15 protein-coding genes are annotated in these 13657 nt (G+C 71.2%); 7 read left to right on the forward strand and 8 right to left on the reverse strand.

All coding sequences use genetic code 11. The features are described from left to right. Positions 1 to 89: 89 nt before the first annotated feature. Positions 90 to 1664, forward strand: coding sequence for a succinic semialdehyde dehydrogenase (locus QC180_RS20815; protein WP_278264450.1), 1575 nt, complete (start codon positions 90 to 92; stop codon positions 1662 to 1664). Between the two features lie 32 nt (positions 1665 to 1696). Next, positions 1697 to 2524, forward strand: a complete 828-nt coding sequence (locus tag QC180_RS20820) for an SDR family NAD(P)-dependent oxidoreductase (RefSeq protein ID WP_278264451.1) — start codon at positions 1697 to 1699, stop codon at positions 2522 to 2524. A gap of 197 nt (positions 2525 to 2721) precedes the next feature. Here the strand turns inward: QC180_RS20820 and QC180_RS20825 are convergent, their stop codons facing one another. Both QC180_RS20825 and QC180_RS20830 read right to left on the reverse strand, forming a co-directional pair. Continuing rightward, positions 2722 to 3525, reverse strand: coding sequence for a putative protein N(5)-glutamine methyltransferase (locus tag QC180_RS20825; RefSeq protein ID WP_278264452.1), 804 nt, complete (start codon positions 3523 to 3525; stop codon positions 2722 to 2724). A 41-nt stretch (positions 3526 to 3566) separates the two neighbouring features. Further along, positions 3567 to 4439, reverse strand: coding sequence for a YdcF family protein (locus QC180_RS20830; protein WP_278264453.1), 873 nt, complete (start codon positions 4437 to 4439; stop codon positions 3567 to 3569). 169 nt (positions 4440 to 4608) lie between these two features. On the opposite strand from QC180_RS20830, the gene QC180_RS20835 reads away from it, so the two are divergent. Further along, positions 4609 to 5460: a bifunctional 5,10-methylenetetrahydrofolate dehydrogenase/5,10-methenyltetrahydrofolate cyclohydrolase gene (locus QC180_RS20835; RefSeq protein WP_278264454.1), complete on the forward strand. Its 852-nt coding sequence runs from the start codon at positions 4609 to 4611 to the stop codon at positions 5458 to 5460. Between the two features lie 25 nt (positions 5461 to 5485). On the opposite strand, the gene QC180_RS20840 is transcribed toward QC180_RS20835, so the two are convergent. The 3 genes from QC180_RS20840 to QC180_RS20850 form a co-directional block, all read right to left on the reverse strand. Beyond that, positions 5486 to 6424, reverse strand: coding sequence for a DUF8176 domain-containing protein (locus QC180_RS20840; protein ID WP_278264455.1), 939 nt, complete (start codon positions 6422 to 6424; stop codon positions 5486 to 5488). Positions 6425 to 6533: 109 nt separating this feature from the next. Beyond that, on the reverse strand, positions 6534 to 7286 hold the full coding sequence (locus tag QC180_RS20845) for a L,D-transpeptidase (RefSeq protein WP_278264456.1): 753 nt from the start codon (positions 7284 to 7286) through the stop codon (positions 6534 to 6536). Between the two features lie 161 nt (positions 7287 to 7447). Then, on the reverse strand, positions 7448 to 7873 hold the full coding sequence (locus QC180_RS20850) for a winged helix-turn-helix transcriptional regulator (RefSeq protein WP_278264457.1): 426 nt from the start codon (positions 7871 to 7873) through the stop codon (positions 7448 to 7450). A gap of 75 nt (positions 7874 to 7948) precedes the next feature. On the opposite strand from QC180_RS20850, the gene QC180_RS20855 reads away from it, so the two are divergent. Beyond that, positions 7949 to 8830: an NADP-dependent oxidoreductase gene (locus QC180_RS20855; protein ID WP_347567341.1), complete on the forward strand. Its 882-nt coding sequence runs from the start codon at positions 7949 to 7951 to the stop codon at positions 8828 to 8830. A gap of 1 nt (position 8831) precedes the next feature. Here the strand turns inward: QC180_RS20855 and QC180_RS20860 are convergent, their stop codons facing one another. Beyond that, a complete protein-coding gene (locus QC180_RS20860; protein WP_278264459.1) occupies positions 8832 to 9491 on the reverse strand; it encodes a cyclodeaminase/cyclohydrolase family protein in 660 nt (219 codons plus the stop codon). A 151-nt stretch (positions 9492 to 9642) separates the two neighbouring features. Here QC180_RS20860 and QC180_RS20865 point away from each other — a divergent pair, with 151 nt between their 5' ends. Continuing rightward, positions 9643 to 10680, forward strand: a complete 1038-nt coding sequence (locus QC180_RS20865) for an LLM class F420-dependent oxidoreductase (RefSeq protein WP_278264460.1) — start codon at positions 9643 to 9645, stop codon at positions 10678 to 10680. Positions 10681 to 10744: 64 nt separating this feature from the next. On the opposite strand, the gene QC180_RS20870 is transcribed toward QC180_RS20865, so the two are convergent. Beyond that, on the reverse strand, positions 10745 to 11080 hold the full coding sequence (locus QC180_RS20870; RefSeq protein WP_278264461.1) for an STAS domain-containing protein: 336 nt from the start codon (positions 11078 to 11080) through the stop codon (positions 10745 to 10747). Positions 11081 to 11228: 148 nt separating this feature from the next. Continuing rightward, positions 11229 to 12488, reverse strand: coding sequence for a SulP family inorganic anion transporter (locus QC180_RS20875; protein WP_278264462.1), 1260 nt, complete (start codon positions 12486 to 12488; stop codon positions 11229 to 11231). Positions 12489 to 12630: 142 nt separating this feature from the next. On the opposite strand from QC180_RS20875, the gene QC180_RS20880 reads away from it, so the two are divergent. Together QC180_RS20880 and QC180_RS20885 are read left to right on the forward strand one after the other, a co-directional pair. Continuing rightward, entirely contained in the window at positions 12631 to 13110 is a 480-nt protein-coding gene (locus QC180_RS20880) for a cation:proton antiporter regulatory subunit (RefSeq protein ID WP_278264463.1), read from the forward strand. Positions 13111 to 13170: 60 nt separating this feature from the next. Continuing rightward, the gene (locus QC180_RS20885; RefSeq protein WP_278264464.1) at positions 13171 to 13653 is read left to right on the forward strand and encodes a cation:proton antiporter regulatory subunit; all 483 of its coding nucleotides are present in this window, start codon (positions 13171 to 13173) and stop codon (positions 13651 to 13653) included. Positions 13654 to 13657 lie beyond the last annotated feature (4 nt).

Below are 13657 nucleotides of genomic sequence, written 5' to 3' on the forward strand. Positions count from 1 at the left end.
CGACTATTAATCTAACACTAGTGTTCAGCAAATAGCCGAACGAGCGCGACCGCTCCGCGCACCCCATCTGATGAGGAGAAGGGCCGACAATGACGACAGCCCCCGAGCTGACCGCCGAACCCACCGCCTTGCCGACCACGCTGGTCAAGCCCCTGTTCGATCGCGGTGTGGCCGGTGGCGCGCCCTCGGTGGCGGTCTTCGCCCCGGCCACCGGACACAAGATCGGCGACCTGCCGCAGTCCTCGGTCGCCGACATCGAGCGCGCCTTCGCCGTGGCCCGGCACGCGCAGCGCGACTGGGCCAAGGTGCCGGTCAAGGAGCGCGTGGAGATCGTGCGCCGCTTCCACGACATCGTGCTGGCCGAGCAGGACACCATCCTCGACATCGTGCAGACCGAGACCGGCAAGTCCCGGCCGCACGCCTTCGACGAGATCGCCGACGTCGCGCTGAACTCGCGCTACTACGCCGCCGTCGCCCCGAAACTGCTCGCCGGGCGCAAGCCGCGCGGTGTGCTGCCGGTGCTCACCTCGGTCGAGGTGCACAACCGGCCCAAGGGTGTCGTCGCGGTCATCTCGCCGTGGAACTACCCGTTGGCGCTGTCGGCCTCCGACGCCCTGCCCGCCCTCATCGCGGGCAACGCGGTCATCGCCCGCCCGGACAACCAGACCGCGCTCTCGGCGCTGTGGGCCATCGACGCCGCCGAGCGCGCCGGACTCCCGCGGGGCGTGTGGCAGGCGGTGCTGGGTCGCGGTCGCGAGATCGGCGGCGAGGTGATCGCCCGCGCCGACTACGTCGACTACACCGGTTCCTCGGCCACCGGCCGCACCATCGCCCAGCAGGCCGGTGAGCGCCTGATCGGCTACTCGCTCGAGCTCGGCGGCAAGAACCCGCTGCTGGTGCTCGCCGACGCCGACGTGTCCAAGGCGGCCAAGCTGGCCGTGCGGGCCTGCTACTCCTCGGCCGGTCAGCTGTGCGAGTCGATGGAACGCATCTACGTCGACGCCTCGGTCTACGACCAGTTCGTCGCCGAGTTCGTCGGCAATGTCAAGAACATGTCGCTGGGTGGCGAACTCGACTACAGCCGCGACATGGGCTCGCTGACCTTCCAGCGCCAGCTCGACACCGTCTCCGCGCACGTCGAGGACGCCGTCGCCAAGGGCGCCAAGGTGCTCGCCGGTGGCCGCGCCCGCCCGGACCTGGGCCCGTACTTCTACGAGCCCACCGTGCTGGCCGACGTGCAGCCGGGCATGACCGTCTACCGCGAGGAGACCTTCGGCCCGGTCGTGTCGGTGTACAAGGTCGACTCCGACGAGGCCGCCGTCGAGGCCGCCAACGACACCGCCTACGGCCTCAACGCCAGCGTGTGGAGCAAGGACGTCGAGCGCGGCAAGCGCGTCGCCGCCCAGATCAACGCGGGCTCGGTCAATGTCAACGAGGGCTTCTCCGCCGCCTGGGGCAGCGTGGACGCGCCCTCGGGTGGCTTGGGCATCTCGGGCCAGGGCCGTCGCCACGGTCCCGAGGGGCTGCTGAAGTACATCGACACCCAGACCGTCGCGGTGCAGCGCGTGCTGCCGATCGCGCCGCTGCCCGGCATGTCCGAGCAGCTGTGGGCCAAGACGATGACGCTGGTCTTCGGCGTCATGAAGACGCTGCGCCAGAAGTAGCAGCGAGAAACGAGCAGGGGATAGGTAGCCAGATGAAGTTGGAAACGGTCGCGGGCAAGCGCGTGCTGGTCACCGGCGCCGCCATGGGCCTGGGCAAGCTGTTCGCCGAGCACGCGGTGCGCGAGGGCGCCGACGCGGTGGTGCTGTGGGACGTCAACGAGATCGCCCTGCGCGAGACCGCCGCCCAGCTCACCGCCCTGGGCGGCAAGGTGCACCCGTACGTGGTCGACGTGTCCTCGCAGGACTCCATCCGCGAGAACGCCGAATCGGTGCGCAAGGAGGTCGGCGGCATCGACATCCTGGTGAACAACGCCGGAATCGTGCGCGGCAACACCTACTTCTGGGAAACCGAGAACCGCGCCGACATCGACAAGACCATGGCGATCAACTCGCTGGCGCCGATGTACATCGCGCTGGAGTTCCTGCCCGGCATGGTCGCCGGTGCCGGGGAGGCGCGCATCCTCAACATCGCGTCCTCGGCCGGTCTGGTGGCCAACCCGCGCATGGCGGTCTACGCGGCCTCGAAGTGGGCGGCGCTGGGCTGGTCGGACTCGGTGCGCCTGGAGCTCGAGCAGGCGGGCCACGAGCACGTCAAGGTGACCACGGTCTGTCCGACCTACATCAACACCGGCATGTTCGACGGCGCCAAGGGCTTCCTGTTCACGCCGATCCTCGAGCAGCAGGAGGTCGTGGAGACCTCCTGGACCGAGATGAAGAAGGGCGGCGCCCTGGTGGTGCTGCCGTGGACCTCGCGGATGAACCGCGCGATCTCGGGTCTGCTGCCGCTGAAGGTGCGCGACTTCTACCTCAACGCGGTGGGCGTCTACCACTCGATGGACCAGTTCACCGGCCGCAAGTAGGCATTCGGTGCCGCTGCCCCCGTCGACGCAGGTCGGCGGGGGCAGCGCTGGTTCCGGCACAGTGTGACAGCGTGCATCGACTGCCATCACGCCCGATTCCGGCCAGGTACGGGGTATCCCAGCCATGCACGGCGCGATCGGGCACCGTGGGCGGGCGGTGGGGCACGGTAGCGCGATCGGCGGCACCGTGGCGCGAATCAGCGCGGGCGCGTGCCGATCGCGACCGTCGCGTAGTACTCCTCGGACTGCTCGATCCGCGGCACCAACCCGTGCGCGACCAGCGCGGCGTCGGCGGCGTCGATCTGCTCGTTCCCGATCTCGATCAGGACCGACCCGCCCGGTCCCAGCCAGCGGGCGGCTCCGGCGACCACCCGGCGGAACACGTCGAGCCCGTCGGCCCCGCCGTCCAGCGCCACCAGCGGCTCGTGCTCGCGCGCCTCGGGCGGCAGGTCCGCGACCCGGGAACTGGGCACGTACGGGGTGTTCGCGAGGAGGAGATCGATCCGCCCGCACAGGTCGGCGGGCAGCGCGTCGAACAGGTCGCCGGTGAACACCGGGGCGCTCACCGGCGCGAGATTCGCGCGGGCGCACTCGACGGCGACCGGATCGATATCGGCGGCGACGAGCTCCACGATGTGGCCGCGCGCGGCCAGTTCACCGGTGGCGCTGAGCCCGAGCGCACCGCAGCCGCAGCACAGGTCGACAACACAGACCTGCTCGCTTCCGTCCGCCACTCCCGCCACCGCCCGCTCCACCAGGAACGCCGTGCGCTGGCGCGGCACGAACACCCCCGGCCGCACCCCCACCCGCAGTCCACGGAACTCGACCCAGCCCAGCAGATACTCCAGCGGCGTCCCGGCGACCCGCTGCGCGACGAGTTCACTCAGCCGCGCGGTGTCCCCGTCGGCGGCCTCGATCAGCAAGGCGGCCTCGTCCTCGGCGAACACACAGCCCGCGGTGCGCAGCGCCGAGATCACCTGCCCGGCCGTGGAATCACTCATGCGGAGATTCTCCCGTGCCGGGCAAGCGATTTACCGGCGGCTCAGCGCGAGCTGTCGAGTTCGAAGGTGCGGGTGGCGTCGAGGTAGATCCCGCGCTGGGCATTGCGCGCGGGCGGCGGCAGCTGTGAGACCAACTGCTCGAGGGAGGTCATCGCGCCCACCACGTTCGTGCCCGCCACGATGAAATCGGCGACCGCGCGGCGGATGTGGTTGGGCGAGGTGACCACCACGGCGCTGGTCGCGCCCAGATCGCGCAGCAGCCGGGTGCTGAACAGCGCGTTCTGCACCGTCGACCCGGCCCGGTCCTCCACGTGGATGCGATCGGCGGGCAGGCCGCGCCCGATCAGCCAGCGCCGCATGGCCTCGGCCTCGGAGATCCCGTTCTGCGGATTGCCGCCGGTGACCACGACCGGCGAGAACGGCGCGGCGATCGCCTGGATCCACGCGGCGGTGAGCCGGTTCTCCAGTTCGGGGCGCAGCGCGCCGTCGGGCAGCAGGCCGTAGCCGAGCACCACGATGCCGGTCTGCGGGCCGACCAGCGCGGGCAGCGGATTGGGCAGGGTGGAGACCGCGGCGGTGACCGCGCGCAGCACCCGGTCGGTGCCCGCGGCCATGGCCGCGTCGACGGCGCCGAGGCGGCCCAGCGCCTCGCCCACCGCGGCCGGATCGCCCGCGTAGTGCGACCAGATGGCCTGCAGCGCCAGCGCTTCGGCGTCGTGCGGGTCGGCGGCGATCAGGGCGCGCAGGTCGGCGCGGCCCGCGGCGTCGTCACCGTCGAGGAAGTGCTGCTGGGCCGAGTTGTAGAGCGCGGTCGCCTCGCCCTCGGCGGTGGCCGGGCCGACCCCGGTGGTCGTGAGCGCGGCCACCACGGCGGCGGCCGCGGCGACGTGCTTCCAATGCCTGGAGATCTTCACAACAGTCGACACCCTTCCCGCGAACGGATCGGTACGTGCTGGCGGAGCTGACGGCAGAGCTGCCGACACACTACGGGCGGTCCCGCATGCGGCCGGGGAGGCTCGGCCGTGCCGCGCGTCGCGGCCCGGCGGTCCGGTGCCCGGCCGGTGGCGGATAAGCTGGGCAACCGTGGATACCGCTTCGCTGACCGGCAAGGAACTCGCCGCCGCCATCAACGCCGACACGAAGGAGCGCGCCGCCGCGCTCACGACCGCGGGCACCGCCCCGACGTTGGCGCTGATCGTCGCCAACGACGACCCGGCCAGCGCCTGGTACGTGAACTCGCTGCGCAAGGCCGCCGAACGCCTCGGCATCGCCTGCGAGCGCATCGATCTCGGCGCCGACGCGAGCGCCGAGCGCATTCGCGCCGAGCTCACCGCGCGCAGCGCCGACCCGGCCACCGACGCGATCATGCTGCAGACCCCGCTGCCCGCCGGTGTCGCCCTCGACGACGTGAGTTCGGCCATCGCGGCGAGCAAGGACGTCGACGGCGTCAGCCCGCTGTCGCTGGGCCTGCTGGCCTCCGGCCTGGACGGCTTCGTGCCCGCCACCTCCGAGGCCGTGGTGGAACTGCTGAAGCATCACGGCATCGCGTTGCGGGGCAGGCCGGTCACCGTGGTCGGGCGTTCCAACATCGTCGGCAAGCCGCTCGCGCAGCTGCTGCTGGCCGAGCACGCGACGGTCACCGTGGCGCATTCGCGCACCGCGGATCTGGCCGCCGTCACCGCGCCCGCCGAGATCGTGGTCGCCGCCGCGGGCCGGATCGGACTGGTCACCGGCGCGCACATCGCCGAGGGCGCCGTGGTGATCGACGTGGGCACCAACGAGTCCGCCGACGGCGGCATCGTGGGCGACGTGGACGCCGCCTCGGTGCTCGGCAAGGCCGCCGCGCTGAGCCCTGTCCCCGGCGGAGTCGGCCCGGTGACCACCGCGCTGCTCATGCGCCACGTGGTCGTCGCGGCCGAGAAGGCCCGCGCCTGACCGGCTCCCGCCACCTCGACCGGGTCTAGCGGACCGGCCCGATCGAGGTGATCAGCGTCTTGCCGCCGATCTCGGTGGTCCCCACCAGCTGCGGGTTGTAGCGGATCGGGACCTCGTCGGGGCGGTACTCGGTGATCGTCACGAAGTAGCGGCCGTCGGTGCCCGCGGGCGAGATCGTCAGGCAGTGCGTCGTGCCGACCGGAATGGTGTCGATGCCCGCCTGGATCTCGGCGCCCGAGGGCAGCGCGGCGTTGGTGGCAACCAGGGTTCGCGCCTGGTCGCCGGAACGCGCCACATAGTAGGCGTGCTGGAAGGCGAGGATGGCGGCGATCCCGTCCTCGGTGCCGCCGGGCCCGTTGCCCTGCACCTCGCTCCCGATCTGCTGGGGCGGGCAGGCGCCCACGGCCGGTGCGGGCACGGTGTCGATGGGAGTGCTCGACGCGGTGGATTCCGGTGCGGGACCGCTGAACTGGAACCAGCCGCCGCCGATCAGCACCGCACCGGCGATCGAGGCGGCCAGCGGCGCGGCCCAGCGGGGCGCCCGGCGGCGGCGCGAGCGGTCGATCATCCGGGCGAAGACCTCGTCGTCGCCGTGGTAATCGGGTGCGGGACAGGCGGTTTCGGGCTCGTCGTCGCGCGGCTCCCACGGCGCGCGCGTGGGCAGCGGCTCGGGGGCGGGAACCGGCTCGGGGGCGCGGGTCTCGGGGGTGATGATCGGCAGTTCGTCGGTGTCGGGGCCGTTGTCGGGCTCCTCGATGGCGAACGCGGTGTCGGCGAGCGCGTGGCGCGCGACGGGATCGAAGCGCCCACCGACCACCGGGAGTCGATCGGTGGGGAAGCTGTCCTCGGTGAGCACGGCCGAGACCGGGATTACCGGGATTCCGGCGGGCGTGGTCGGCCCACCTTCTACCCGGTGCCGGGGCCGCCGCGCCCCGATCGGTCTGTGTGCATCCGGTCGATCCATCGCCCCACCTTCATCAGGCTGTCGCCGTCAGGTCTGTCTCGCAACGATTTCGTTACGAGGCACGATACTGCGCTGACGGTGGGATCGCCGAATGCCACGAGCTATTCGCTCACCAGTGGATGTAGACCTGATCGCCGATGCCGACGTTCTCGTAGTACCAGGCGGCGTCGTCGGGGGCGAGATTGATGCAGCCGTGGCTCACATTGGCGTTGCCCTGCGAGTCCACCGACCACGGTGCCGAGTGCACGAACACCCCGCCCCAGGTGAGCCGCACGGCCCACTCGCCGTCGATGATGTAGCCCTCGGGCGAGTCCAGCGGGATGCCGATGGTGCGCGAGTCGAACACCAGCGAGCGGAACTTCTCCAGCACGGGGAAGGTGCCGGTGGGGGTCTCGAAGCCGGGCTTGCCCATCGAGGCGGGCATGGTCCGCACCACCTGGCCGCCGATGCTCACGGTGAAGGTGTGCGCCGACATGTTCGCCTCGGCGTACACGCCACCGTTGGTCTGGAATTCGGTGCGCTGGGTGCCGAATCCGACCGAGATCGGCGAACTCGCGGGCAGCGTGCCCGCCGATGTCCACCGCAGGTGGGTGTCGTCGAGCCAGGCGAAGGTGCCCGGCAGTGCCTCGCCCGCGCGGACCGAGGCGGCGCGTTCGGCGCCCGCGCGATCGGTGACCGGGGCGGCGAAGGTGAATGTCACGGGCGCGGCGATGCCGACGACCTGCCCGCTGGCGGGGGATATCCCGGTGAGCCGGGCCTCCGGTGTGTCGGCGACGACGGCCGCGGACGCGGCTCCGGACCAGCACACGGCCAGGACCGCCGCCAGGATCGGGACGAACAGGAAACGAAGTGCGCTCCTCATAAACGCCACCCCTTCACTCACTCGTAGGCGGACACCAAGTCTAGGCCGCCATGATCAACTCGACCTATCGAAGTGATAACGGCCGACCGGGCCGCCGGAGTGTCGTCTTGTGTCCGCGCTGGTGAGGCACTCGAAAAATCGTTCCCGGTTCGAGACCGTGCTCAGCGAGCGGTGCCCGCCGGGGGCAGCGGCGCCGGTTCGACCGCCCGCGCGGCGTCGAATTCGGCTCTGGCGGCGGCGATCTCGTCGTGGTGGCGGACCACCCAGGCGCCCATCGCCGCGCTGATCCCGCCCAGATCCGCGCCCAGCGCGGTGATCGAGTACTCGACCCGGGGCGGCACGGTGGGATACACCGCGCGCCGCACCAGGCCGTCGCGTTCGAGGTCGCGCAGGGTCTTGGTGAGCATCTTCTGGGTGATGCCGTCCAGGCGCCTGCGCAACTCGTTGAACCGCACCGGGCCCTCGGCCGCGCGCAGGGTGCCCAGCACCAGCAGCACCCACTTGTCGGCGAGGACGCCGAGCAGCTGCCGGGCCGGGCAGTCGCGCAGGAAGGCGTCGACGGAACTCGCCCGCTGGGTGGTATCCATGAGGTACCACACTATCCGAAAGGTGCCTACTTCCGGAAAGAGAGCACGAGACGCAGACTCGATCGCATGTGGCAGATGACGCAGACGGTGTTCGGTGGTCCCGAGGTGTTCGAGAAGGTGGAGGTGCCGCGGCCGGAGCCGGAACCGGGGGAGGTGCTGGTGCGGGTGACGGCCACCAGCGTCAACGCGGCGGATCGCAAGGTGCGCACGGGGAGCAACGACAAGCTCGGCGCGCCGCCGCTGGTGCTCGGACTCGATGTGTCCGGAGTCGTCGTCGAACGCGGCGCGGACGCTGGTCGGTTCGCGGTCGGGGCGACAGTGTTCGGCATGGTCTTCGGCGGTGCCAATGCCGAATACGTGGTGGCCCACCAGGATCGGCTGGCCGCGGTGCCCGCCGGGCTCGACCCGGTGACGGCGGCGGCGCTGCCGGTGGCCGGGCTGACCGCCCGGCAGGCGCTGGCCACGGTCCGGCCGGGCGAGCGGGTGCTGGTGCACGCCGCCGCCGGGGGTGTGGGGCATCTGGGCGTGCAGATCGCGGTGCGTCGGGGCGCGCGGGTCGTCGGGACCGCGCGCCCCGAACAGCACGGGTACCTGCGGGGACTCGGCGTCGAGGACGTGATCGATTACCGCGCCGTGGATTTCACGACGGCGGTGGGTGAGGTCGACCTGGTGCTCGAGACCATCGGCGACGAGCACACCGCGCGATCGCTGCGCGTCCTCGGCCCTGGCGGTCGGGTGGTCGCGCTGGAAGGCCCCGAGACGCACCGGGATTCGCGGGTCGAGCGGTTCTACGTCCAGCCCTCGACCGCGGCGCTGGAGGCGCTGGCGGCCGAGGTCGTCCGGGGTGAGCTGACCGTCCACCTGGCCGAGGTCCTGCCGATCACCGAGCTCGCCGCGGCCCATCGGCGCGGCGACCTCGGTGGCGTGCGCGGCAAGATCGTGCTCACCGCGCGGTGAATCAGCCGCGTACGGCGCGCAGCACGTCACCGTGCAGGGCGTCGGCGCGCGCGGCGATGGTGTCCACGCGCAGCAGAGCGGCGGCGAAGGGGTCGCCCAGGTCGGCGGGCAGCGAGGCCACATTGATCTCGATGTTGAGCTGCGAACTGAGCGCGGCCGAGCGGGCGGCGTCGGCGGCGGCGCCGATGTCGGTGACCACGTTCGGGTTGCCGATCGGGAGCAGTTCGGCGGCCAGCGACAGGATCTCGTCGGCCTCGTCCACCACCGCGGCGGGCACCCGCGCGGCCTCCACGAGGGCGGCGTTGATCGCGGCGGTGCGCGCGGCGCGTTCGGCCTCGGAGTCCTTGGGCAGCTTGTAGGCGGCGCCGACCGCGGTGAAGGCGGCGGCGTCGGCGTCGGCCAGGGCCAGCGCGCGGGCGCGCGCGGCGTCGGCGGCCTCGATGACGCGTTCCACCACCGGCTGGTGCTCGGCGTCCTTGGCGCGGGTGGTGTAGCGCGCCACCATCGCCACCAGCGCCGCGGCCTGGGCGGCGTGCAGCGCGGCCACCGCGCCACCGCCGGGCGCGGGCACCTTCGCGGCCAGGTCCGACAGATACTGCTCGAGGGTCACCGCACCGAAGGAGGGGGCGATCTGCTGCGGCGAGACGGTGGGCTGCGACACGACGGGGTGGCCTTTCGATGCGGCGAGAACTGCGACGGTGATCGTGGTCAACGCTACCGGGTGCCCACCCGGGAACACCGCCCGACCAGCACCCACACCGACAGACCGACCGGTCGGGGTCCGTCGGGTGCCCGGGGCTATGTTGGGTGTCATGCGCATCGGATTGAGCATCAACTACTCGGGCGGTTTCAAGGAGGTGGCGGCCGAGGTCGCCGACCTGGAACGCGCCGGTCTCGACATCGTCTTCGTGCCCGAGGCGTACTCGTTCGACGCGGTGAGCGCCCTGGGCTACCTGGCCGCCCGCACCGAACGCGTGCAGCTGGCCTCGGGCATCCTGCAGCTCTACACCCGCACCCCGAGCCTGACCGCGATGACCGCCGCCGGTCTGGACTTCGTCTCCGACGGCCGCTTCATCCTCGGCATCGGCGCCTCCGGCCCGCAGGTGATCGAGGGCTTCCACGGCGTGCCCTACGACGCGCCGATCGGGCGCACCCGCGAGCTGATCGAGATCTGCCGCAAGGTCTGGCGCCGCGAGAAGCTCAACTACCAGGGCAAGTACTACCAGATCCCGCTGCCCGCCGAGCGCGGCACCGGCCTGGGCAAAGAGCTCAAGCTGATCAATCATCCGGTGCGTGAGGACATCCCGGTGCTGCTGGCCGCCCTCGGCCCGAAGAACGTGGAACTCGCCGCCGAGATCGCCAACGGCTGGCAGCCCATCTTCTTCCTGCCGGAGAAGGCGAACGACGTGTGGGGCGACGCGCTGGCCGCGGGCAAGGCCAAGCGCGATCCCGCCCTGGGCACCCTCGACATCTTCGCGGGCCCGCCGCTGGCCATCGGCGAGAACGTCACCCCGCTGCTGGAATTCGTCAAGCCGCACCTGGCCCTCTACATCGGCGGCATGGGCGCCAAGGGCAAGAACTTCTATCACACCCTGGCCACCAAGTACGGCTACGGCGCGGCCGCCGACCGCATCCAGGAGCTGTACCTGGCCGGGGACAAGCAGGCCGCCGCCCAGGCCGTCCCCGACGACCTGGTCCGTGATGTCTCGCTCATCGGCCCCGAGAGCTTCGTCAAGGAGCGCGTCGCGGCCATGGCCGAGGCGGGCGTCACCACGCTCAATGTCGTCCCGCTGGCCGAGGACGCCCCGGGTCGGATCACGCTGATCGAGCAGCTGCGCGGTCTCTGCTGACCCACCCCCGCGCACGACGACGCGCCGCCGTCCGGAGCCCCAGGCGGCGGCGCGTCGTCGTTGTTCAGGACGTGAACGAGGCCAGCGCGGCGGCCAGCGTGGTGTGCATGGCGAACACCTGGTCCAGGCTGGTCATCTTCAGCTGACGGCTGGTGGCGGGCCCGTCGGCCACCACCGCGATCCTGGTGGTCTCACCCGCGCGCTGATGGGCGGCGACCAGCGTCGCCATCCCGGCCGAGGCCAGGAACCCGACCGCGGTCAGGTCGATCACCAGGGTCGCCGGTTTGTCCGCGAGGATGGTCTCGATCGCGGCGTCCAGCGCGGGCGCGGTGGCCAGATCGACCTCGCCGGTCACGGTGAGGACCGTGACGCCGTCGTGCACCGCCGTGGTGGTGGTCATCGTGTCCGTGAGGGGATACGCGTCTCCGGATGAGTTGGTCACGACTCCAACAACACACAAGTTCGACCGAATACGCAAGCCACACCTGTCACAGGCCCCCGCCGCAGCGGACATCGGAACCGTTGCCCGCGCCACTCGACCTGCGGATTCACGCCTCCGCGGCGCCGATAGCCACCGGTTCGCGCTCGGTGTGCCCGGCTCGCTCGCGGCGGGTCGGCCACCGGCGACGCGCGGCGCCGACGAGCACCACGACCAGCGCACCGGCGACGACGCCGTAGGCGAGATTGTGTGTCGAGACCGTGACGATCACCGTCACCAGCATGCCCGCCGTCTCGGCGACCGGCATCCGACGCAGGGTTCGCGGGGCCAGCGATCGCCAGTCGACGGTGCCCGCCGCGACCGTCACCATCACCGCGACCAGCGCCGCCATCGGGATGCGCGCCACCAGCCCGCCCAGCCCCACCACCAGCGCGAGCAGGAAGACCCCGGCCAGCAGCGTCGAGATCCGGGTACGCGCACCGGAGATCTTCACATTGACCATGGTCTGGCCGATCATGGCGCAGCCGCCCATCCCGCCGAAGAACCCGGTCACCAGGTTGGCCACGCCCTGACCCCAGCCCTCGCGCCGCTTGTCGGAGCCGGTGCCGGTGACCTCGTCGACGAGAGTGGCGGTCATCAGCGATTCGAGCAGCCCGACCAGGGCCATGGCCAGCGCGAACGGCGCGATGATCCGCAGCGTCTCCCATGTCCACGGCACCGTGGGCAGGCCGAGGGTGGGCAGGCCGGTCGGCAGCGCGCCCTCGTCGCCGACATCGGGCACATGCAGCGACAGCGCCATGGTCACCGCGGTCAGCACGAGGATCACCACCAGCGGGGCGGGCACCGCGGTGGTCAGCCGGGGGAGCAGCACCAGACCGGCCAGCGCGGCCACCACCATCGGATACACCAGCCACGGCACCCCGATCAGATGCGGGAGCTGCCCCAGGAAGATCAGGATGGCCAGCGCGTTCACGAACCCGGCCAGCACGCCGGGGGTGACGAACCGCAGCAGCCGGGCGACCCCGGCCAGGCTCAGCGCGATCTGGAACACCCCCGCCAGCAGCACCGTCGCGACGAGATAGTCGATGCCGTACTCGCGGGCCACCGGCGCGATCACCAGCGCCACCGCGCCCGTCGCGGCCGAGATCATCGCGGGCCTGCCGCCGGTGAACGCGATCGTCACCGCCATGGTGAACGAGGCGAACAGCCCGACGCGCGGATCGACCCCGGCGATGATCGAGAACGAGATCGCCTCGGGGATCAGCGCCAGCGCGACGACCAGTCCGCCGAGCACTTCGGTGCGCAGCTGGCGCGGTCGGCGCAGGGCGGTGAGGACCGGTCCGTTCCACCGGGAGGGCGGGGCGCCCATGTCGTGCTCCGTTTCTGGTGTGGCGACCGGTCGGTCCGGCGACCGACAACCTTAACTTTCGCTGAGGTCGGTCGCGCGGCCGGTCACGACGGGTATGCGGGGTGGGCCCACGAGCGTGGTGGACTAGTCGTACTGTGTGGGCGTGAACATCGATGTGACGCCTTTACCGGGGATCGGCGTATGCAAGGACTTTCCGCTGGCGGAGGCTCGTCGCCGGATCGGCGTGATCGAGCATCGCGACGGCTCGGTGGACCTAGTCGTCTCGCGACCGGGCGATTACGACACCACCACCTCGATTCCGCTGTCGGTCACCGAGATCGGAGTGCTGGCCGGACTGCTCGGCGCGCCCCAGGTGGTGCAGAAGACGCAGACGGTGCCCGTGATCGGCGAGCTGTCCACCCGGCAGTTCGCGATCGACCGGGGCAGCCCTTTCGACGGACGTCCGCTGCGCGACACCGAGATGCGCACGCGCACCAAGGCCTCGGTCGTCGCGGTGGTCCGCGCCGGTGAGGTGACCCCTTCGCCGGGAACGGATTTCACGTTCATCGCCGGTGATCTGGTGGTCGTCGTCGGCACCGAGGAGGGCCTGGAGGCGGCCGCGAGGCTGCTCGAGCAGGGCTGACTGTCGGCGACGATAGTAAAGAGAAGGTAAGGTATCGCCTAGCTGAGGTTAGGTGATCGAATGAATGTAGATGTGACTTCCCTGCCGGGAATCGGTGTGCGGAAAGAATTTTCGCTGACGAAGGTGGACCGCCGCATCGGGGTGGTCGACCACCGCGACGGCGGAACCGACCTGATCTTCACCAAGGTCGGCGACGCGGACACGACGGTGCAGATCCCGCTGTCGGATACCGAGGCCCGGACGCTGGCGAGCCTGCTCGGCGCGCCGCAGCTCGTCGCGCAGCTGCGCGAGGAGCACCGTGAACTCGACGGCGTGAGCACCCGCTCGCTGCCGGTCCCGCCGAACTCGCCGTTCGCGGGCAAGCGCCTGGGCGACACCGAGATGCGGACCAGGACCCGCGCCTCGATCGTCGCGGTCCTGCGCGCGGGGCAGGTCATCGCCTCGCCGGGACCGGAATTCGGGTTCGCCGGGGGCGACGTGGTCGTCGTCGTGGGCACCAATGCCGGGCTGGACGCCGCCGCTTCGATCCTCTCCGGCGGCTGAGCCC

Source organism: Nocardia anocheti (genome assembly GCF_029675105.1).
Lineage (GTDB): Bacteria > Actinomycetota > Actinomycetes > Mycobacteriales > Mycobacteriaceae > Nocardia.

What these genes read in the sequence shown, in the direction of transcription:
- QC180_RS20815 (WP_278264450.1), top strand. Translation starts at nt 90, where the DNA reads ATGACGACAGCCCCCGAGCTGACCGCCGAACCCACCGCCTTGCCGACC.
- QC180_RS20820 (WP_278264451.1), top strand. Translation starts at nt 1,697, where the DNA reads ATGAAGTTGGAAACGGTCGCGGGCAAGCGCGTGCTGGTCACCGGCGCC.
- QC180_RS20825 (WP_278264452.1), bottom strand. Translation starts at nt 3,525, where the DNA reads ATGAGTGATTCCACGGCCGGGCAGGTGATCTCGGCGCTGCGCACCGCG.
- QC180_RS20840 (WP_278264455.1), bottom strand. Translation starts at nt 6,424, where the DNA reads ATGGATCGACCGGATGCACACAGACCGATCGGGGCGCGGCGGCCCCGG.
- QC180_RS20845 (WP_278264456.1), bottom strand. Translation starts at nt 7,286, where the DNA reads ATGAGGAGCGCACTTCGTTTCCTGTTCGTCCCGATCCTGGCGGCGGTC.
- QC180_RS20850 (WP_278264457.1), bottom strand. Translation starts at nt 7,873, where the DNA reads ATGGATACCACCCAGCGGGCGAGTTCCGTCGACGCCTTCCTGCGCGAC.
- QC180_RS20855 (WP_347567341.1), top strand. Translation starts at nt 7,949, where the DNA reads ATGACGCAGACGGTGTTCGGTGGTCCCGAGGTGTTCGAGAAGGTGGAG.
- QC180_RS20865 (WP_278264460.1), top strand. Translation starts at nt 9,643, where the DNA reads ATGCGCATCGGATTGAGCATCAACTACTCGGGCGGTTTCAAGGAGGTG.
- QC180_RS20870 (WP_278264461.1), bottom strand. Translation starts at nt 11,080, where the DNA reads ATGACCACCACCACGGCGGTGCACGACGGCGTCACGGTCCTCACCGTG.
- QC180_RS20875 (WP_278264462.1), bottom strand. Translation starts at nt 12,488, where the DNA reads ATGGGCGCCCCGCCCTCCCGGTGGAACGGACCGGTCCTCACCGCCCTG.
- QC180_RS20885 (WP_278264464.1), top strand. Translation starts at nt 13,171, where the DNA reads ATGAATGTAGATGTGACTTCCCTGCCGGGAATCGGTGTGCGGAAAGAA.